The sequence below is a fragment of the Streptomyces sp. NPDC020898 genome (assembly GCF_044333925.1).
Lineage (GTDB): Bacteria > Actinomycetota > Actinomycetes > Streptomycetales > Streptomycetaceae > Streptomyces.
This window is the reverse complement of record NZ_JBIRRV010000001.1, coordinates 533,078-551,778: the sequence shown is the minus strand read 5'-3', so window position 1 is coordinate 551,778 and position 18,701 is coordinate 533,078. Positions and strand designations below refer to the sequence as shown.

The following is an 18,701-nucleotide window of genomic DNA, read 5'->3' as shown; positions in this document are numbered from 1 at the left end:
GCGGGTCACCACGGCGCCGTCGCCGCCGAACTCAACAAGCGCCCACGCAAAACGCTCGGCTGGGAAACCCCAGCCGAGCGCCTGTCCAAACTGCCGGCACACGAGTCAGTAGGGCTCTATGCCCGGCACCGAGCCAGGTCGAGTGCCACTGCCAACCGCCGCTTACTTCCCGAGGTCGTGCTGCCGCTGCTCCAGGCACCTCAGCCACAGCGCGTGAGCCGCTCGCGCCTCCCGCAGCGCCTCCTGTGCGAACCGCTCGTCCGCGAAGCCGGTCTTCGCGGCCCGCTGTACGACGGCGACCAGATGTTCGGCCACGGCCGAGAGGCGCTCCCTGTGCGCTTCTTCCAGCTGTGGTGCGAGCTCCGTACCGCGGTTGGCCATCGCCAGAAGATCGACGTACTCCGCATCGTCGCCGTACGTGGATGGCACCACGCGCAGATCGGTCTCGCGAAGCCGGGACACGTCAGCCGGCGACGCGTCGTCCTCGACGGCTGACTCCCGGTCCAGAATCCGGTTCAGCAGATGCAGCGTCGCAACTGTCTGTCGTACTTCCCGGGCGATCACGTCGAGCGCTGTCAGTTCCGCCAAGACCTCTTGCCGGGCCTCCCGCGTGAGCAGTTGCCGCAGGCGGCCCGCGGCGTCCTCGCCGCGGGCACCGGCTTCGTCGATAACGCTGTCGCAGACGTTCAGTTCGGCGAACGCCCGCTCCGCAGTTTTGATCGAGGCCCTCAGCATGCCCGCCGTGTCCTCCTCGAAGAGGCCCACCGCACCTCGTAGATCGGCCACCGTGATGGGCACCGCTTCCAGTAAGTCCTCGATGCGAGGCCTGCCGACGGGCAGCCTGCTGTCCATGCTCTGTCTCCTAGTTCATGCGGCCACCCATGAGACGCGGCCGGAAATGCGCGAAGCGTGAACATCGCGTGTCACGTGCACATCAGAATATGTGTGTGATCACACACGACACCGGCTTCGTCTACGTCATGCGGCGAAGATCTCCAGCCACGAGGGCGTACCACTGCCGTTCGAGGTTGTCTTCCGGGCTCTCACCATGCGTTGGCCCAAGGTTGAGGAGCTCGTCCATCAACATCCGGGCGCACAACGGGTCAACCCGCGCCGGGAGTACTTCTCCGTGTCCGTGGACAACGCTGTGGAGACCGTTCGTGAGTGCGTTCTCGAGGCGAACGGGAACGAGGCCTGGGAGGTCGGAAAGATCCATCCCATCGGCGGTGAGGACCGCATCGCGCTCTCCCTGGAGGCGGGCGAGGTCTTCGTCCTACTGGCTCAGCCGTCTCTGTTCGGCGGGGGCGGGTGGGAGCCGCTCGACCTGTGGCAGGCGCACGCGGACGGCGACCAGTTGGAGATCTATGCTGCGGACGGGCCGGACGAGACAGCCGGGTTCAGCGACGGTGACGTCGGTGGTGACGACGACCCGGTGCCCCATCTCGATGCTGCGGGCAACGTCGTCAACGGGGTGCTCATCGGCCGTGAGCGTCTCGCGCCAGGTGACCGCATCCTGTGGATGAGGGACGGGGAGCAGCCGGGGGCGTGCAGAGGCGTGCTCTTCGAGGCGCGGGAGTACTACCAGGCCGCGTGCCGCACTTGGAACCCACAGGTGACCTCGGGCGGGATGCCCCTCATCCTCAACTACCTCGAACGCGACCCTTCGCCCGCCATGGTCACTGTCTCCCAGCTCGCCCTCCGCCTTCCCGGCCCGCGCACGTGGGCACCACGCCCAACGGCCCGTGAAGAGTTGGCTTTCTCCCTCCCCGGCCCCGAACGCTGGCTCCCCCAGCTCGGGCCGAAGGGGAACCGCCCTCCCCGCCGGGGCAGGCGTTCAACCTGAACAGCGTGGCAGTCACCGCCCCCACATAGGCTGCTGCACGACGTGAGCCGCAGGACACACCAGGAGACCGATGACCGACGCATATCCCGAGCTCTACCTGAGACTGCCGAAGGGCGGGCCGGAGGCCCGGGGCCAGTTGCTGAGGGAGAAGAGCCCCAGCGGGAGCCAGAAGTTCATCATCGCGGCGGGGTCTCCGGCCCGGACCAAGGTGGTGCCCTCGTTTGCGGCGCGCAAGCCGACGTCGTACCGCACACGACAGGAACTCATTTCGCAGGGACTGCTGCGGGATTCGGCGAGGTGGCCGGGATATCTGGAGACGGCCCAGGACATCGAGTGCACCTCGCCCTCGGCCGCCGCCGAAATCCTGCGGGGCTGCAGCGTCAACGGCTGGGGCGAGTGGAAGTCGGCCGATGGCCAACCACTCGCCCACCTCGATCACATGTCGACCGCGCCCAACCGTGCCTGGTTCGTACGCGGCTCCAATGTCACCGGTGTCAGTCTTGTCCAGCGGCTGTGGCTCGCCGAGGGACTGGTCACCGTCGATGCCACCCGACTGCGCCAAGGTGTCGAACCGAACCCGGACCGGAACGCACTGCGCACCCTCATTGAGGAGGACTACGAGTCGGCGGCCACATACAGCCAGATACAGGAACTCGTCGAGGCACTCCACATCTTCCTCACCCGGATGAAGCCGGACGATACTGTGTGCACGCTCTCCGACGGGCGACTCCACGTCGGCAAGGTCACCGGAGCGGTCGAGCAGATCGCCTCCGAGGACGGGCGCTCCAATCTGCGCCGACCCGTCGACTGGCAGGACACCAGTTACGAGTGGGAGGAACTACCCGAGGAGCTTCGGCAGAAGGTGTCGGTCCACGACGTCGTCGACCTCACCGCCGTACAAGCCCTCATAGACGGGCTGGGGCTGACCGACGAGCAACTGGCCGACGAGGCCGAGGCCACCGTGAGCGACCCGAACACAGAACTGCCGGCCCAAACCGCTCGTCGGAAGCCGACACTTCCCGAACCGGACCAGGCGCTCACGGACCGCCTCAACGTGCACAATGTTTCGTGGCTGCGCGAGGTGCGCGACCTGCTGTTGGACGAGAAGCAGCTCGTGTTCTACGGGCCCCCGGGAACGGGTAAGACGCATCTCGCTCTGGAACTTGCCGAGTTCCTCGGAGGCGGCCCCGAGCAGGTCAAACTGGTGCAGTTCCACCCCTCCTACTCCTACGAGGACTTCTTCGAGGGCTACCGTCCCAAGGAAGACCCCAAGACCAAGGAGGTTGCTTTCCGCCTCACGGCCGGGCCGCTGCGCGAACTCGCGGACCGTGCCGACAAGGAGGGCAACCGGCACATCCCTCACTTCCTGATCATCGACGAGATCAACCGGGCGAACCTGGCGAAGGTCTTCGGGGAGCTGTACTTCCTGCTGGAGTATCGCCGCCAGACCTTGCAACTCACCTACTCCGGTGACGACTTCTCTCTGCCGGACAACCTCTTCATCATCGGCACGATGAACACCGCCGACCGCTCCATCGCCCTCGTGGACGCCGCCATGCGGCGCCGCTTCGCGTTCGTCGAACTCTCCCCACGCGCCGAGCCGACGAGCGGCCTGCTGCGTCGCTGGTTGAAGGAGAAGGGCAAGGAGCGGGCCGATCTGCTGGACGAGCTCAACTCCCGTATCGACGATGTCGACTTCCAGATAGGACCGGCGTACCTGATGAAGCCCGGTGTGGACAGGGAGGGTGGCCTGGAACGCACCTGGCGCACCAAGATCCTTCCGCTTCTGGAGGAACACCACTACGGAGAGGGCGTGAAAATCGAGAAGCGGTATGGGATCGCGTCCCTGCGCGCGGCGCTGGCGGCCCGCAGAGACGAGCCCGTCGCGTGAGTGCCGTTGCCGGACCCGTCGAACTCATCGAGCATGCTCGGGCGGTGAGCCGTCCCCTTCCCGATGCGGTGGGCCGGGCCATCGCCGCTTTGCGCATCGTCGATGCCGCGCCCGATCCATACGTGGCCGATCACTGGGTCCTGAAGGCGGGCAGCAAAGTGGGTGCCGTCTCCGTGGCTGTACCCGGCGCGGAGCCGGTCACAGTACGGGTCACCCCCAAGGTGCCGATGGCCCGGCTGTTTTTCCTGCTGGGCTACAGCATCGATCCCCGCAGCTGGCGGGACGGTCAGGTGGACGTGGCCGAACACCGGGGTGTTGCCCGCGCTGGCGCACGCGTTTGAGCGCCAGGTGGAGCGCGCGATCCGAGCAGGATTGCTCCAGGGATACCGGACGACCGAGGACATCGCTCTCGTCGTCCGAGGCCGCATCCGCGAGGCGGAGCAGGTCCGCAGACGGTTCGGCGCAGCGCTGCCCGTCGAGATCGCGTACGACGAGTTCACCACCGACACCCCCGAAAACCGGCTGCTGCGTGCCGCCACCGAACGGCTCCTATGCCTGCCGGGAGTTCCGCGCCCCGTCCGGGTCCGGCTGTTGCACCAGCGGACGCGGCTCGCCGACGCCACCCCGCTTGTTCGCGGGCAGAAGCTGCCCGAGTGGCGTCCGTCCCGGCTCAACGCGCGCTACCGGCACGCGCTTCACCTGGCGGGGGCGATCCTGGACGGGGCTTCGGCTGAGCATCGTCCAGGTGGTCTGCGGATCGACGGGTTCCTCTTCGACATGAACAAGGTCTTCGAGGACTTCGTCTGCGTAGCCCTGGGTGAGGCGCTGCGTCCGTACGGCGGGCGCGGCGTGCTCCAAGCCAAAGGCGTGCATCTGGACCAGGACGAACGCGTCCGGATGCGACCGGACTTCGTTTGGTACGGCGACGGGAACCAGGGCAGTCCTCTCGCCGTCGTCGACGCCAAGTACAAGGCGGAGCAGAAGCACGGCTATCCGGGCTCCGACCTGTACCAGATGCTGGCGTACTGCACCGCGTTGGGGCTTTCCGAAGGCCATCTGGTGTACGCGAAGGGCAACGTCCCGCGTGCCGGTCACCGCGTGCGCGAGGCGGGTACCGTCCTGCACCAGCACGCCCTCGACCTCGACCAGTCGCCGGACGGAATCCTGGCCGCAGTGGGCGACTTGGCCAAGAAGATGGTGGCGACAGCACACATATGATCATCGCAGGTGGTCACTGTCCCCGACCGGGGTCAGGAGCCCACCGTTCGACAACTCGCCTTCGCTAACGCCTTCTGGGAGAGCTGCGACAACCCAGAGAAGCCGGTTGAGGCCGGTGTGCGCGAGGCGATGGCCAAGCTTCAGCAGCTGAGCGCGGCCGAACTGCAGGCTCACACCCCGTTCGACAACGCCCGGCCTCGGCCGACTCGAAGCCCGATTGGAGGGCGAGTGTCTTCCTGGCAGATCACAGTCGGTTCGGCCCTCAATGGCACAGGTCAAGAGGGTGCGTCAGATGTATCCGGCGTCACCGACTCGTCTGTCGGCTGGGCTCTGACCAGGTCGTGTGGCCTGGCCAGAGGCCTTCCCGCATCACCTATGACCACAATGCTGAGGCCGAGCTTCTCGCGCACGCGGTACTACACGAGCGCGGGCGCCCCCACTCCAGACACCGGCTGAGTCAGCGACCGCAGTTTCTCGCGGGTCTCCGGGTCCGTCGAGTAGACGATCGTGCCGATCATGCCCCGGGTCAGCAGCACTTTGTAGGTGTTGCGGATGAGGCGGCTGATGTCCGCGTCCGATGTCGCCTTCGTGAAGGACGGGTCCTTCGATGCCGACCGGTCCACGACCCAGTGGTCCGTTCGCCACACCAGGTCGGGGCCGATGATCACGCCGGACCAGTCGTACTCGAAGCCCTGAGCGGTGTAGACGCAGCCGACCTGGCCGAAGCCGGCCGGGTCGGTGGCCCACAGGGGAGCGGGCGGCGCCCCGAGCAGGGACCGGTCGCCGTACACGTTCCAGGGGCGGGCCCACTCGCCGATGACGACGTCGGTGGGCAGGGTCGCCATGTCCGGGGTGACTTTGGTGGTCCACTTCCAGCAGTAGCCGGCGGACATTCGGGCGCCGTAGCCCTCCTCGCGGCGCGCGATGAGGAAGTCCTCCAATTCCTGGGGGCTTTCGGCGGTCAGCAGCTTGAACTTGCCGTCCGGCTCCCACTGGCCGGGCGTGCCGCCTTCCAGGCCGAGCAGGTCGACGACCCATTTCTCGTACGCGTCACTGCCGCCGCATCGGAACTGGCTGTCCAGTTCCACCACCGTGCAGTCGAGGCCCTGTTCGGCGGCGGCCCGCCTGATCTCGTCCTTGGTTCCCATCTCGCCGGGCCTCACCACCTGGTGCTGGTCGAGGAGGAACACGGGTACTCGGGCCGCGTCGATCAGTTCCGCCACCTGGGGGCGGCCGGTGCGGAGTTCCGCCTTGGTGTAGCGGTTGGCGGAGGTCTTCCGGAGGCGGTGGGCCTCGTCGCAGATCAGTACGTCGAGGTCGTTCGGCTCCGCGTCCATGAAGCTGTTGAAGTACTTGAACAGCTGCTGCACTTCGCGCTTCTTGGCTCCCGCGACCCTCCGCATCGTCTTGGTGAAGGACTGCGACCCGGTGGCGTGCAGAGCGGGCATCCCGCGTCGGTACAGCTCGCCCAGCAGCGACATCGCGATCACGCTCTTGCCGGAGCCTGGACCGCCGGTCACCACGACCACCTGCTTGTGGTTCGACCGCTTGGCCTTGCGTACTGCGGACATCACCTGCTCGTACGCGACCCGCTGCTCGGCGATGAGCACGAACTGCTCGCGGTCGCGGATCTCGGCCGCCGCTACCGACATCAGTTGCTTGGAGGGCCGGATCCTGGCGTCGCACAGTACGTCCGCCACTTCCGACCCGGGCTTCGCAGCGAGTCGCGAGCGCAGGAAGTTCAGGAAGGCGCCGCGCTGTTCGCCCGTGTACATCCGGCCGTGCATGTCCTCGGTGACGGCCCGCAGGCCGGCGACCCCGAACTCGGTGGCGTTGTGGAGGTACGCCACACCGGCCAGCGACCTGGGCATCCGCTCCAGTGCGCCGTTGAACGACAGCAGGTACTCGCAGTAGCCCCGTACCTGCTCGATCGGGTTGAGTACGGGCTGCGCGTACGCGTCGATCCGGCACAGCAGCGGCTCGTCCTCCTCCGGATAGGCCGCGCTCCACTGCTTGAGTTCCACGACGACGTACGACGGCTCGCCCGTGGTCGGGTGCACGCCGGCGAGTACGGCGTCCGCGCGTTTGCTGGTGAGGGGGAGGCTGTACTCGATGAGGACTTCGACGTCGTCGAGCCCGGCCTCGATGAGTGCGTTGACGAGCGCCGGAAGGCTGCGTTCCCAGGACCGTATCTCCGCCGGTGCGGCCCTCCGACCGTGCTGGTGACGGAAGTTCTCGGTCAGATGCAGCGCCAGCGACCCTTCGAGGAGGCGGGCGGCCACGGACGCCGCGGACTCACGGAACAGCAAGAAAATGCCCCCAGGCAGCACGAAGAAGACTCGTGCGGGTGGGGGCATGTCCTCTGATGTCCGCGCGCACGCGGATCAGGAAGCCCGTCGGGCCGCTGAGATGGTTCCCGTCATCCTAGGTCAGCATGTAGATCACCAGGAGGCGGTACGCGGCGTTCTGGTGTACACGCGATGCGCACAGCCCTTTGATCCCGTTGGGGCTCGCACCTGGTCGCACGGGCTGAGCGGCGAGGCCGACTTCACCCGTGGGGGAACACCGGGGCGGGTTACTCGGGGTGTGCGGCAGTGTGTCGTCAACCTCGGGGCCGGAGGGGGAGCGGACCGGTGACGGTCACAGTTCTCCGGTGATGATGCCTTCCCGGAAGGCGGCCCACTCGGTGGCGGTGAAGCGGAGGGGTTCGCGGCCGGGGTTCTTGGAGTCGCGGAAGGCCCTGGCACCGCCCGGGAGTTCGGCGACTTCTACGCAGTCGTGTTCCGCGCCGCTGGCGGAGGCCTTCCGCCATATCGCGCCGGTGAGGTCACGTGCGTACAGCTCAGCCTTGGCGTCGTTCACTTCCGGTGGCCTTCTTCCAGCTCGGCGATTCGCGCGAGCGAGTCCTCCACGGGAAGTGCCGTCGCGCGGATGCGTTCGAAGGCTTTGGCGAAGGGAGTCGCGTCGTCGCCTTCAACGTACGTCGCGCCGCTGAGGTTTTCCAAGAGCACTACTGACGGCATGGGTTGGGGAAAACCGGTGAGGGTGAAACCGCCGACCACTCCGGGGTGCGCTGTGGAGTTCAGCGGCATCAACTGCACGGTGATGTTCGGCATCTCCGAAACGTCGAGAAGCCGCCTGAGCTGCTCACGCATGGTGGCGGGGCGTACGGCGAAGCGCTGGTGCAGCGCTGCCTCGTGGATGATGGCCCACAACTCCAGAGCCGTACCCGGACGGGAAAGCACGGACTGCCGGGCCATCCGCACCTGGGTCAGGGCGGTTACCTCGTCGGGTGTGCGCGACGTCGTCACGCCGCCGATCGTCTCCCGGGCGTAGGCGGCTGTCTGCAACAGGCCGGGGACGACCAGCGGGGACCACGCGCAGATCGTCTCGGCGTCTGTTTCCGTGCGGAGGTCGGCGATCGGGAAGCAGGTTTGCTGCCGGGTGCCTGTTGAAACGGCGTGGAATTCCGGCTCGTGATCGACCTGGGAGCGCGACGATGGTCATGAACGCCTACCTGGCCCGAGGAGACCCATGAGTGCGCAGCACGCCGAGGCACCGCAGACTTCGCCGCCTCAACTCAGGACCGTGGCCGATATTCGCGCTGTTCTGCGGGACGGGCGGGGGTTCCCGGGGGACGCCGAGAGCTTTGAGGTCGATCTTGCGCGTGCCCTGGATGCTTCCACAGCCACTGACCTTCACCAGGTCGCAGACGTCATCAAGATGTATGCCGGAAGCGTCCGTGCCTTCAGCGATCCCGAGTTCGACGGTGCGCTGCAGGAGGGGCTCGGCCTCATCGCCGAGGTCAAGCAAGGCAACCAGGAGTGAGCCGAATCGTCGCCGTGGTCGCGACCTCGGCGACGAAGCGCCTCCTGATGCTTCGTCCGGTTGACCAGCAGGCTGTCGAAGAGCCCACGTCACACAGCCGATGTGCCCTCCGCCGGTGACCGCGCTCCGGTGTCCTCGGCGACCAGCGCAGCGGCCCGCTCCGGGTTTCCGCCCGCGCGTTCCAGGAGACGGTCGACGTTCCAGAACAGAGGGCCGTCGGGTGCGGTGAGGGTCAGTGTCAGGGTTGGCTCCATGCGGTGGGCGTACAGGGCCGCGTCTGTGTTCGGCAGTAGCCGGTGGACGGTCTTCAGGAGGGCAGCTGAATCCCGGTCGCGGGGCGCGCGTAGTTGTGGGTCGCAGGTGGTCAGCGCTTCGGTGACGCCTGGGTCCGTGGGGTCGTATGCGCGTAGGGCCGGCAGGAGTGTCGGGTCGGCCAGTACGGCGGCGGCCTGGAAGGTGTGGAGGTGGGCGCTGTCTGCTGCGAGGAGTTGGCCGAGCAGTGGGACGGAGCGTGGGTCGCGGCGGATGGCCAGGCCGCGTATTGCCTGCTCGCGGGTTTCCTGGTCAGGGTCGTCCACCCGCGCCCACAGGGCCTCGCGTACGGCCGGACTGTCCGCTTCGGCGAGGGCGCCCAGGGCGAATACGGCCTGGTCGCGGACGTCCGCCTCGTTGTCGCGGGTCAGTTCGATCAACGCGCCTACCGCGGGATCGTCCGATCGCCCCGTCACCATGTCGGCCAGCCCGATCGCTGCCTCGGCCCGGGTTGCGGCGTCGGGGTGACCGGCCTGCTCGATGAGGATCTCGAGCTTGTGTGCGTCCATGCCCGCCATCATCGGTCATCGGTCATCGGCCGTTTCCATCCTGTCCCCGACGCCGTCCGCGTGTTCGACCAGCTGCTGAAGGCGGACCTGGAGCCGGAGACAGACGTGGAGTTGCAGCCGGAGATGCCCGGGGCGAAAGTGACAGGGGATCGACAGCAGGTACGGGGTGGCCATGGGAACGCCGTAGGGCCATAGTCCGTTACCAGCAAACGGAAGCTGTCGACAGAACTGTCAACTCGCAGTGGAATCAGGTGAGTTGACCGAGTTGACCGAGTGGCCGCGTCAACTCGCCCCCTACTCTTCACGGAGGACCGGAACCCATGACCCGGAACCACCCCCAGACTTCCCGTCGTACCTTCCTCGGTGGCGCCGCCCTCGCCGGGCTCGGACTGGCGTCGATCGGTGCGGGCAGCGCGAGTGCGGCGGCACAGCAGAAGGCGACCTGGCCTACGGAGTTTGCGCTTCCCGACGCCTTTCTTCCCGAGGGCATCACCATCGGCAGGAAGCCGTACGCCTACATGGGCTCGCGCGCCAACGGTGCCGTCTTCCGCACCGACCTGCGTACCGGCGTGGGCACGATCCTCTATGCGGGCGGCGCCGGGCAGGTGTCCGTCGGGCTGAAGCTGGACGACGGGCTCCTCTATATCGCGGGCAACACCGGGGTCGCCCGGGTCGTCGACTCCCGTACCGGCGAGCTTGTCGCCACGCACCAACTGACCGAGGCCACCGGCCACTTCATCAACGATGTCATCCTGCACAAGGACCGCGCCTGGTTCACCGACTCGCGTGACGCCGTTCTGTACGGCGTGCCGCGCGGCCGGGCCGGTGAGATCCGGGCCCTGCCGCTCACCGGGGACTGGACGCAGACCCCCAACGTGAACAACGCCAACGGGATCGTCGCGACCCCCGACGGCCGGGGTCTCATCGTCGTCAAGAGCACGCCGGGCGAGCTGTACAACGTGAGCCTCAGGACCGGTGCCGCCACGCGGATCACGCTGGTGGGCCAGGAGAGCGTCGTCAACGGCGACGGTCTCGTTCGTATGGGACGCACCTTGTACGTCGTACAGAACCGGCTGAATCTCATCAGCGTGTGGGATCTTGACGCCGGGGCGACCACGGCCACCCTGCGCACCACGATCACCGACCCGCGGTTCGACGTGCCGACCACGGCTGCCCGGTATGGCAACCGGCTGTACCTGGTCAACGCGCGCTTCACGACGCCCCAGACGCCGGAGACGACGTTCAACGGGGTGTCCGTCTCCCTCTGACAGGTCAGCGGACCAGGTCGCCGGGGTCGGTGTTGGCGCCGCAGAGTACGACGGCGACCTTCTCGCCGGGGGCGGGCAGGTAGGCGGGGGCGGAGTCGGCGTCGGGGGCGGTGAGCGCGGCCAGGGCGGTGGCGGCGGCGTGTTCCACCGCCACCCTGCGGTGGTCCCACAGGGACCGGCGGGCGCGGATGATCTCGCTGTCCGGTACCAGGACGGAGCGTACGTCGCCCTGTTGGGCCGCGTTCAGCGCCATCGCGGAGACGCGGCGGGCGCCGAGGGAGTCGGCGGCGACGGAGTCCACGGGGACGTCGACCGGGCGGCCCGCCTCGATCGCGGCGTTCAGGGCGCGGCAGTCGGCCGGCTCGACCGCGACCGTGCGGATGCCGTGGTGCCGGGCGGCGGTGGCCACGCCGGTGAACAGGCCGCCTCCGCCCACGGCGACCACGACGGTGTCCAGGCCGGGGAGCCGGGCGACGATCTCTTCCAGGAGGGTGCCCGCTCCGGCGGCGATGAGGGGATGGTCGTACGCGTGGGAGGCGAGGGCTCCGGTCGTCGCCGCGAAGTGCTGGCAGGCGGCCAGCGCCTCCGCGTACTCCGTGCCGGTCAGGCGGACGTCGGCGCCGTACGAGCGCAGTTTCGTCACCTTCACCGCGGGAGCGGTGGCCGGGAGGAAGACGGTCGCGCGGACGCCCTGTTGCCGTGCGGCCCACGCGCAGGCCAGGCCTGCGTTGCCGCCGGAGGCGATGGTCACCCCGGCGTCCGGGAGCGTGCCGGCGTCACGGTGGGACTGGAGGAAGTTCTGCGCGCCGCGGGCCTTGAAGGAGCCGGTGTGCTGCATGTACTCCAGCGCCAGCCACAGTTCGGCCGGCCCCGGTGCGCTTCCGGGGTCGGCCGGAGCGAGCGTCACCGGACGGACGCGTCCGGCGATCCGGTCGGCGGCGGACTTGACGTCGCCGTACGTGAGTTGGTGCATCGCGCTGCTCCTGCTTTCAAGGGTGGGTGTATCGACGTGGCCGCTCCCGCCGCCGGCGGATAAGGGTTCAGGAGGCGGGAGTTCAGGCGCCGTGGCTCAGCGCGGTCGTCAGTTCGCCCCTTCGCCGGATGCCCAACTTCCGGTACGCGCTGGTCAGATGGGTTTCCACGGTGCGTCGGGCCACGTGCAGCAGGTCGGCTATCTCCGTGTTCGTGCGGCCGTCCGCCGCGAGTTCGGCGATTCGGCGTTCGCTCGCGGTGAGGGCTGTCGTGGTGCGGCGGGCGCCGCCCTCGCGCAGGGCGTCCTCGGCGACGGTTCGCAGGTGGGTGGCGCCCAGGCGTTCGGCGCGTTCCGCCGCCTCGCGCAGTGACTTGCGGGCCCGGGTGCGGTCGCCGGCGGCGATGAGCTGGCGTCCCCGTGCGATCAGGGCGGGGATCAGTTCTGTCTCGACGGAGGCCTCGCGCAGGAGGCGTACGGAGTCGTCGGCCAGCTCCAGGCCGTGGCGTCCGCCGGTCGCCGTGCCGAGGACCCGCAGGGAACGGCCCAGCAGGCGCGGGGTGTTCCAGATCCTGGCGAGCCGCAGTTCCTCCTCGGCCAGCGCGAGCGCCTCTCGGGGGTGGCCGAGTGCCAGCCTGCACTCCGCGGCGGCGGCCCGCCAGGGCGTGACGACCGGGCTCACCACATCGCGCGCGGACTGGCGGCGCCCGCACTCCAGGAAGTCCCCGAGTGCACCGGCCGGATCACCGAGGGCGGCCCGGAGTACGCCCCGGGCGTACAGGAAACGGTTCAACTCCCAGGAGTCGTGCGCCTCCCGCAGGTCGAAGGCGTCGGCGAGCTGCCAGGCGTCGTCGAGGCGGCCGGTCTCGACGAGTGCGAGGAGCACGTGCGCCTGCACGTTCGTCGGACCGGTCGTACCGCCGGGGCCGGGCCTGGGGCCGTCCCCGGCACCTGCTCCGTTCCGGAGGTCCTCGCCGGCTTCCGGCCCCCACTCCGACTCGAAGCCGAACCTGAAGCCGAACCTGAGTCCGGGGCCACCGCCGGGGCCGCTGCCCGACCCCGGCTCCGTTTCCGTGCCGATCCTGCGCCAGGACTCCGGGTCGTCCTTCAGCAGACGCGCGTAGTCGCCACGGGCGGCGGCTATGTCGGCTCGTACGTTGAGGAGGGCGTCCTGCATGGGGTGGAGCAGGGTGGGGCGTTGGCCCGTGAGGCCCCGGTCCGTCAGGCGTTCGGCCTCGTCGAGTTCGTCGGCCCACTGGGCCACCGCCGCCGCCGTGCCGAGCAGGAAGGGTTCCGCGAGCGGGCCCGCCGGCTCCGCCAGCAGGACGCGTACCCGCTTCATGGCGGTCTCCGCCGAGGTCAGGCCCGCTGTCGCCTCGTACCGTACGAGGAGGGCCTGGCCGGCGGGGCCGAGTGTGTGCGGGGAGTGCTCGGCAGTCTCGCGCAGCCAGCGGTACATCTCCTCGCGGATCGTCTGGTCGTGGTCGGAGAGCAGGGCCGAGGCCGACTGGACCGTGCGAAGCAGGTCCGGATGGTTCGTCAGCTGGCCGTCCAGCGCGCGGAGCAGATGCACCGCCGCGCGGGCCTCGCCGCGTCGGGCCAGCGCAGTGCCCAGCGCCACCGCCGCCTGGACGCGGTACTGCGGCAGGCCCGGCAGCCGCATCGCCTCGGTGAGACGGGGGATGCCCGCCGAGGAACGCACGGCGGCGAACTCCAGCGAGCCCAGCTCGGTCAGCACCTCCGCCCGGCGGCCGGCCGACATCGGCTCGGTCAGCGCCCGGCGCAGCAGGACCACCGCGTCGTCGGTGCGGTCGTCGCGGACCGCGCCGGCCGCCGCGTCGAGCAGGGCGTCGGTCGCCCACACCTCGTCCACCGTGCCCGAGCGCAGCAGCTGCCCGGCCACCGTCGCGGTCGCGTCGCCGCGCCGCAGCATCGCCTCGGCCGCCGACTTGTGCGCCGCCTGCCGGTCGGCGGCGGGCCAGCCCGCGAGCACCGCGTCCCGCAGCAGCGGGTGGGCATAGCGGGGCCGCCCGTCGGCACCGGGGCGCAGCAGCCCCAGCCGGGTCATGGCCGTCGTCCACCCCTGCACCCGGGACGGGTCGGCGCCCGTGGTCTCCGCGAACAGGTCGGTGTCGGCGCCCTCCGCCACCTCGTCCAGCGCGGCGAGCACCCGCGCCGCGTCGGCCGTCGCGGCCCCGGCGCAGTCCAGCCACCAGGACACCGCCGCCGGATACGCACCCGGATACAGCGCCGCGCACGTCTCCGGGAGCGCCGTCGGCGCCGTCGTCGTGGCGTTCACGTCCTCCAAGAGGGCGCGCAGGAGCAATGGGTTGCCTGCACCCGCCCGTACGCAGTCCGCCACCCACTCCTCGGACGCGTCGCCGACCGCCGAACGCACCAGCTCCGCCGCCGCGTCGAGGCTCAGCGGGGCGAGCGTGTGGGTGCGTACGAGGGTGGGGGAGAGGGCGTGGACCAGGCCGGCGGACGGCGGGTCCACGTCGTACTGGCTGCGCTCCGTCACCAGCAGGAGTACCGGTAATCGATCCACCCTGCGCGCCGCCTCGATCAGCCAGCACCGCGAGTTCTCGTCCGCGAGATGGACGTCGTCCACGGCGACCAGCACCGGGCCCTCGGCGGCGTACGCGCACAACAACCGCCACAGCCGCGCGGCGGGCGGTTGCGATGCGTCCGGCTGTGACGTGTCCGAAGTGCCGGGGGTCATCAACTGCTGTACGGGGGACAGCAGTTGTTCGATGACCGGGAGGTGGACGTCGGCTTCGCTGCCCTCGGGGGAGCAGCGGACGCGCAGGACGCGCATGCCCTTCGCCTCCGCGTGGTCGGTGGCGGCCTCCAGGAGCGCGGTGCGGCCGGTACCGGTGGCGCCGCGCAGCAGGACCAGGCGACCGGTTCCCGCGCGGGCGCGCTCTGCCTCGGCGGCGACCAGGGCGAGCGCCTCCCTGCGCTCATGCAGCGATGCGGATGCCGATGCCGATGCGGACAGCATGTCTGCCTCCTGTCGTGGGTAGGTACTGGCCGGTCTCGTGGTCGAACTGGTCGGGCTGGTCGAACTGGTGGCCGATCTCGTGGTGTGTCTCGTGGTGGTCCACGATTGTGCGCGCCCCAGGAGCCACAGAAGTGTTGTCGGTGCACGTCTGCCACCGACCGCTCACAGGTGGCGTCACCTGACCCTGGGAGCAGTCCTTGCGCAGCACACTCCGCACCACGGGCCCCGGCACCAGTGCCGCCCCGGGCACGGCCATCAGTACGAGGGCCGGTACCGGGCCCGTCGAACCCGGGCGCCGCGTACCGGTGGCGGTGCACGCCGCCGACCCGATCTCCCGCGCCGGCGCGGTCAGCCAGCTGCGGCAGCACCCGGTCGTCGACCTCCGCGAGGAGACCGACATCGGACCCGGCATCGTTGCCCTTCTGGTCAGCGAGACGCTCGACGAGGCCACGCTGGGACGGCTGCGCAGACTCGTCCGCAGCGAGGGCGCCAAAGCCGTTCTCGTGGTGGGCGTCCTGCGCGAGAACGAACTCCTGGACGTCATCGAGTGCGGGGTCGGAGCCATCGTCTGGCGCCACGAGGCCACCGGACACCGGCTGGCACAGGCCGTGCTCGCCGCCGCCCGGGGCGACGGCGATCTGCCCTCCGACCTGCTCGGCCGGCTCATCAGCCAGGTGGGCACACTGCACCGCACGGCGGCCGGCCAGCCCGGTGCCCCCACCTCGGGCCTCGCGCCGCGCGAGGTCGATGTCCTGCGCCTCGTCGCCGAGGGACTCGACACGGGGGAGATCGCCAGCAAGCTGTCCTACTCCGAGCGCACGGTCAAGAACGTGATGCATGGACTCACCACCCGACTGCATCTGCGCAACCGGGCGCACGCCGTGGCCTATGCCCTCCGCGAAGGCTACATCTGACCGAACGGGCAATCGAACACGGCGCGCGGACATCAACGTCTGCCCGCTGTCCGTCCCTTGGGTGTCTGCGAGGACAGGTGCCCGGGACGGCACGATTGTCCTGAAGATCGCCGTGAACCGCCGTGAACCCTGCGCGGCACGTGGTGGTACGGCAGGCAGGGCGGGAGCGCGACAGTGATCCACGAGGTGGACGAGGTCCTCAAAGGGCTGCTCGGCGGTGGCGCCCTGGCCGGATCCGGCATCGACGTCTTCTTCGACGCCCCGACCCGCGACTGGGCCGCCCGGCGCAACGGCCCCGCCGTCAACGCCTACTTGTACGACATCCGCGAGGACACCGCCCGTCGCCAGCGTGGCACCGTCTCCGTCCGGGACGAACGGGACGTGATCGTCCGGCGCCGGCAGCCGCCCCGCTGGTTCCGGCTGTCGTACCTCGTCACCGCCTGGACCAAGCAGCCCCAGGACGAACATCGGTTGCTGTCCGCCGTGTTGGCCAACCTGCTGCCCCGCGAGCTGCTGTCCGCCGGGGAACTTCCCGGCGCCCTGGGCGAGTTGGGCCTGTCGGTGCCGCTCAGCGTGTCCGGATCCCAGACGGAGTCACGGTCCCTGGCCGAGATCTGGTCCGCCCTCGGCGGTGAACTCAAGCCGTCCCTCGACCTCGTGGTCACGGTGCCCTTCCCGGGCTTCCCCGAGTACGACGCCGGGCCCCCGGTCACCGAGGGCGCCGCAGTCCGCGTCCGCGCGATCGACGGCTCCCTTGAGGACTCCCCGGAACGCGCCCACAAACCACGACACCTGCAGAACGGGCGGACGGAGAACGGGCAATCGGAGAACGGGCGGACGGGGACCCGTACACCGTGACGGCCGGCACCTCCACTCTCGTACCCACCTCCGGGCTCCTCGCCCGCCTCTCCCAACTGCGCCGCCAGGCGGCCCTGTTGGTCGAGCGGCGCAGCGCCGACGACCCGACGGCCGACGATCCGCTGCGCGGGCTGTATCTGTCGGAGGACGCGGTACGGCACGTGCTCGTACGGGCCTCCGCCGCCCATGAACCGCAGGTTTCCCCCGAGTCCGAGTCCGGGTTCGAGTCCGGGGCCGAGGTCCTGTCGGTCGCCGACGACGACCCCGTGGCGCGTCTCGCAGCCCGCCTCGGGCTCCTCGACCTGGACGTCCACATCCTCCTCACCGCCCTCGCCCCCGACCTCGACCGGTCCTTCGAGCCCCTGTACGGCTATCTCAACGACGACGTCGGCCGCCGCCGCGCCACCATCGGCCTCGCCCTCGACCTGTGCGGCCTCCCTGTACACGAACCGGCCGCCCGCGCCCGCTTCCATCCCTCGGCGCCCCTGACCGCACTCGGTCTGCTGACCGTCGAGGAACCCGAACGCCCCTTCCCCAGCCGCTCGTTGCGCGTACCCGACCGGGTCGCCGCCCACCTCCTCGGCGACGACACCCCGGACGCGGCCCTCGCCGGTCACCTGCGCCCCCTCGCACCCAACGCCTCGTACCCCGCGTACGCGTCCGAGTTCACCGGCAAACTGGCCGCCCTGCTGGCCGCCAGGACCTCCCCGGCCGCCGCCCCGCCGCCCACCGTCTACCTGCGTGAACACCGTGAGGGCGACGGCCTGGCCTGCGTCGCGGCGGCCCTGCGCGCCGCCGGACTCGACGCGCTGCACTTCACCGGCCCCGAGGACCGCGTCCCCGACCTCCTCCGCGAGGCCCGGCTCAGCGGCCGGGTCGTCGTCGTGTCACCTCTGTCGGACCAACCCGCCTCCCTCGTACGGACGTTGACCGCATCGGACGTACCTGTGCTGCTCACCGGGGCCCGCCCGTACGACCCGCAGTGGTCCGAGGACGACCCGCTGGTCCTGGACGCGCCCCGGCAGCGCGCGGGTCAGGTGAACGCCTGGGGGGACGCGCTGCGCGAGGGGCAGGGCAGTACGGACCTCTCCGATGACCTGTCCGACGCCCTGTCCGATGACCTGGGCTTCGATCTCGCGGCCACCGTCGCTCCGTACCGCCTCGGCGCCGACCACATCTCGCGGGCCGCCCGCGCCGCTCAGCGCCTCGCCGGGTTCGACGGGACGCCGCTCACCGCCGCCCATCTGCGGCTGGCCGCCCGGCAGCAGTCGGCGTCCGGGCTCGAACGGCACGCCCGTCGCATCCGGCCCGATGTGGGGTGGGAGGATCTCGTCCTCCCCGGCAAGCCGCTCGCCCAACTGCACGAACTCGCCCTGCGCGCCCGCCATCGCGACCAGGTGCTCGGCGACTGGCGGCTCAGCGCGGGCGGCGGCCGGGGCCGGGGCGTACTCGGGCTGTTCGCGGGGGAGTCCGGCACCGGAAAGACGATGTCCGCCGAGGTCGTCGCCGCCGAACTCGGCCTGGATCTCTATGTGGTTCAGCTGTCGTCGATCGTCGACAAGTACGTCGGCGAGACCGAGAAGAACCTCGAACGGATCTTCACCGAGGCCGACCGTACCGACGCCGTGCTCCTCTTCGACGAGGCCGACGCCGTCTTCGGCAAGCGCGGGGAGGTCAAGGACGCGCACGACAAGTACGCCAACATGGAGAGCGCGTATCTGCTCCAGCGGCTGGAGTCCTTCGACGGTATCGCGCTGCTCACCACCAACCTGCGCGCCAACATCGACGAGGCGTTCACCCGCCGCCTCGACCTGGTGGTCGACTTCCCGTTCCCGGACCCCGGTCAGCGTCTCGCCCTGTGGCGGCACAGCCTCGCCCGGGTGCCCTGCGCTCCCGACACCGACCCGGCGCGGGTCGCCGGCGCCTTCGAACTGGCCGGCGGCTCGATCCGCAGCGCCGTCGTCACGGCCGCCTACTCCGCCGCCGGACGCGGTGACCCGGTCACGACGGCGGATCTGGTGGACGGCGCCGAACGGGAGTACCGCAAGGCCGGACGCCTGGTACCGGGCGAGGGCACCTGGTAGGA

The 18,701-nt window shown here is 69.8% G+C and carries 15 protein-coding genes and 1 pseudogene; 8 read left to right on the top strand and 8 right to left on the bottom strand.

Going from position 1 to position 18,701, the window contains the following annotated elements; genetic code table 11:
- Positions 1-162: 162 nt before the first annotated feature.
- Positions 163-852, bottom strand: a complete 690-nt coding sequence (locus ACH4TV_RS02480; RefSeq protein ID WP_398395422.1) for a hypothetical protein — start codon at positions 850-852, stop codon at positions 163-165.
- 196 nt (positions 853-1,048) lie between these two features.
- On the opposite strand from ACH4TV_RS02480, the gene ACH4TV_RS02475 reads away from it, so the two are divergent.
- From ACH4TV_RS02475 to ACH4TV_RS02465, 3 genes and pseudogenes are all read left to right on the top strand, one after another.
- The gene (locus tag ACH4TV_RS02475; protein WP_398393414.1) at positions 1,049-1,843 is read left to right on the top strand and encodes a hypothetical protein; all 795 of its coding nucleotides are present in this window, start codon (positions 1,049-1,051) and stop codon (positions 1,841-1,843) included.
- Positions 1,844-1,913: 70 nt separating this feature from the next.
- Positions 1,914-3,734 (top strand): DUF4357 domain-containing protein, encoded by a 1,821-nt coding sequence (locus ACH4TV_RS02470; RefSeq protein WP_398393411.1) that lies wholly within the window; start codon positions 1,914-1,916, stop codon positions 3,732-3,734.
- Positions 3,731-4,952 (top strand): annotated as a pseudogene (locus ACH4TV_RS02465) (McrC family protein). Before ACH4TV_RS02470 ends, ACH4TV_RS02465 begins: the two are co-directional and overlap by 4 nt.
- 416 nt (positions 4,953-5,368) lie before the next feature.
- Here the strand turns inward: ACH4TV_RS02465 and ACH4TV_RS02460 are convergent.
- The 3 genes from ACH4TV_RS02460 to ACH4TV_RS02450 all read right to left on the bottom strand — a co-directional run bounded on the left by ACH4TV_RS02460 (position 5,369) and on the right by ACH4TV_RS02450 (position 8,374).
- Positions 5,369-7,261 (bottom strand): DNA/RNA helicase domain-containing protein, encoded by a 1,893-nt coding sequence (locus ACH4TV_RS02460; RefSeq protein WP_398393409.1) that lies wholly within the window; start codon positions 7,259-7,261, stop codon positions 5,369-5,371.
- Positions 7,262-7,592: 331 nt separating this feature from the next.
- On the bottom strand, positions 7,593-7,814 hold the full coding sequence (locus tag ACH4TV_RS02455) for a DUF397 domain-containing protein (RefSeq protein WP_398393408.1): 222 nt from the start codon (positions 7,812-7,814) through the stop codon (positions 7,593-7,595).
- A complete protein-coding gene (locus ACH4TV_RS02450) occupies positions 7,811-8,374 on the bottom strand; it encodes a DUF5753 domain-containing protein (RefSeq protein ID WP_398395311.1) in 564 nt (187 codons plus the stop codon). Before ACH4TV_RS02450 ends, ACH4TV_RS02455 begins: the two co-directional genes overlap by 4 nt.
- Before the next feature lie 112 nt (positions 8,375-8,486).
- Here ACH4TV_RS02450 and ACH4TV_RS02445 point away from each other — a divergent pair, with 112 nt between their 5' ends.
- Positions 8,487-8,780: a hypothetical protein gene (locus tag ACH4TV_RS02445; protein ID WP_398393406.1), complete on the top strand. Its 294-nt coding sequence runs from the start codon at positions 8,487-8,489 to the stop codon at positions 8,778-8,780.
- Between the two features lie 89 nt (positions 8,781-8,869).
- On the opposite strand, the gene ACH4TV_RS02440 is transcribed toward ACH4TV_RS02445, so the two are convergent.
- Positions 8,870-9,601 carry a HEAT repeat domain-containing protein gene (locus tag ACH4TV_RS02440; RefSeq protein ID WP_398393404.1) on the bottom strand — a complete coding sequence of 244 codons (732 nt, stop codon included), beginning with the start codon at positions 9,599-9,601 and terminating at the stop codon, positions 8,870-8,872.
- Positions 9,602-9,921: 320 nt separating this feature from the next.
- Between ACH4TV_RS02440 and ACH4TV_RS02435 the strand changes: the two genes are divergently transcribed.
- Positions 9,922-10,869, top strand: coding sequence for an SMP-30/gluconolactonase/LRE family protein (locus tag ACH4TV_RS02435; RefSeq protein WP_398393403.1), 948 nt, complete (start codon positions 9,922-9,924; stop codon positions 10,867-10,869).
- A gap of 4 nt (positions 10,870-10,873) precedes the next feature.
- Here ACH4TV_RS02435 and ACH4TV_RS02430 read toward each other — a convergent pair whose 3' ends face one another.
- From ACH4TV_RS02430 to ACH4TV_RS02420, 3 genes are all read right to left on the bottom strand, one after another.
- Positions 10,874-11,842: a threonine/serine dehydratase gene (locus ACH4TV_RS02430; protein WP_398393401.1), complete on the bottom strand. Its 969-nt coding sequence runs from the start codon at positions 11,840-11,842 to the stop codon at positions 10,874-10,876.
- A gap of 82 nt (positions 11,843-11,924) precedes the next feature.
- The gene (locus tag ACH4TV_RS02425; protein ID WP_398393399.1) at positions 11,925-14,843 is read right to left on the bottom strand and encodes an AAA family ATPase; all 2,919 of its coding nucleotides are present in this window, start codon (positions 14,841-14,843) and stop codon (positions 11,925-11,927) included.
- Positions 14,803-14,946, bottom strand: a complete 144-nt coding sequence (locus tag ACH4TV_RS02420) for a hypothetical protein (protein WP_398393397.1) — start codon at positions 14,944-14,946, stop codon at positions 14,803-14,805. The genes ACH4TV_RS02425 and ACH4TV_RS02420 overlap by 41 nt, the downstream gene beginning before the upstream one ends.
- A 94-nt stretch (positions 14,947-15,040) precedes the next feature.
- Here ACH4TV_RS02420 and ACH4TV_RS02415 point away from each other — a divergent pair, with 94 nt between their 5' ends.
- The 3 genes from ACH4TV_RS02415 to ACH4TV_RS02405 all read left to right on the top strand — a co-directional run bounded on the left by ACH4TV_RS02415 (position 15,041) and on the right by ACH4TV_RS02405 (position 18,699).
- On the top strand, positions 15,041-15,757 hold the full coding sequence (locus tag ACH4TV_RS02415; protein WP_398393391.1) for a LuxR C-terminal-related transcriptional regulator: 717 nt from the start codon (positions 15,041-15,043) through the stop codon (positions 15,755-15,757).
- A 174-nt stretch (positions 15,758-15,931) separates the two neighbouring features.
- Complete coding sequence (locus tag ACH4TV_RS02410; RefSeq protein ID WP_398393389.1) at positions 15,932-16,615, top strand: DUF4255 domain-containing protein; 684 nt, start codon at positions 15,932-15,934, stop codon at positions 16,613-16,615.
- Positions 16,612-18,699, top strand: coding sequence for an ATP-binding protein (locus tag ACH4TV_RS02405; RefSeq protein ID WP_398393387.1), 2,088 nt, complete (start codon positions 16,612-16,614; stop codon positions 18,697-18,699). Before ACH4TV_RS02410 ends, ACH4TV_RS02405 begins: the two co-directional genes overlap by 4 nt.
- Positions 18,700-18,701: the final 2 nt, after the last annotated feature.

Bases quoted from the DNA above. Each gene is read 5' to 3' on its own strand.
- ACH4TV_RS02480 (WP_398395422.1), bottom strand. From the start codon at position 852: ATGGACAGCAGGCTGCCCGTCGGCAGGCCTCGCATCGAGGACTTACTG.
- ACH4TV_RS02475 (WP_398393414.1), top strand. From the start codon at position 1,049: ATGCGTTGGCCCAAGGTTGAGGAGCTCGTCCATCAACATCCGGGCGCA.
- ACH4TV_RS02470 (WP_398393411.1), top strand. From the start codon at position 1,914: ATGACCGACGCATATCCCGAGCTCTACCTGAGACTGCCGAAGGGCGGG.
- ACH4TV_RS02445 (WP_398393406.1), top strand. From the start codon at position 8,487: ATGAGTGCGCAGCACGCCGAGGCACCGCAGACTTCGCCGCCTCAACTC.
- ACH4TV_RS02440 (WP_398393404.1), bottom strand. From the start codon at position 9,601: ATGGACGCACACAAGCTCGAGATCCTCATCGAGCAGGCCGGTCACCCC.
- ACH4TV_RS02435 (WP_398393403.1), top strand. From the start codon at position 9,922: ATGACCCGGAACCACCCCCAGACTTCCCGTCGTACCTTCCTCGGTGGC.
- ACH4TV_RS02430 (WP_398393401.1), bottom strand. From the start codon at position 11,842: ATGCACCAACTCACGTACGGCGACGTCAAGTCCGCCGCCGACCGGATC.
- ACH4TV_RS02425 (WP_398393399.1), bottom strand. From the start codon at position 14,843: ATGCTGTCCGCATCGGCATCGGCATCCGCATCGCTGCATGAGCGCAGG.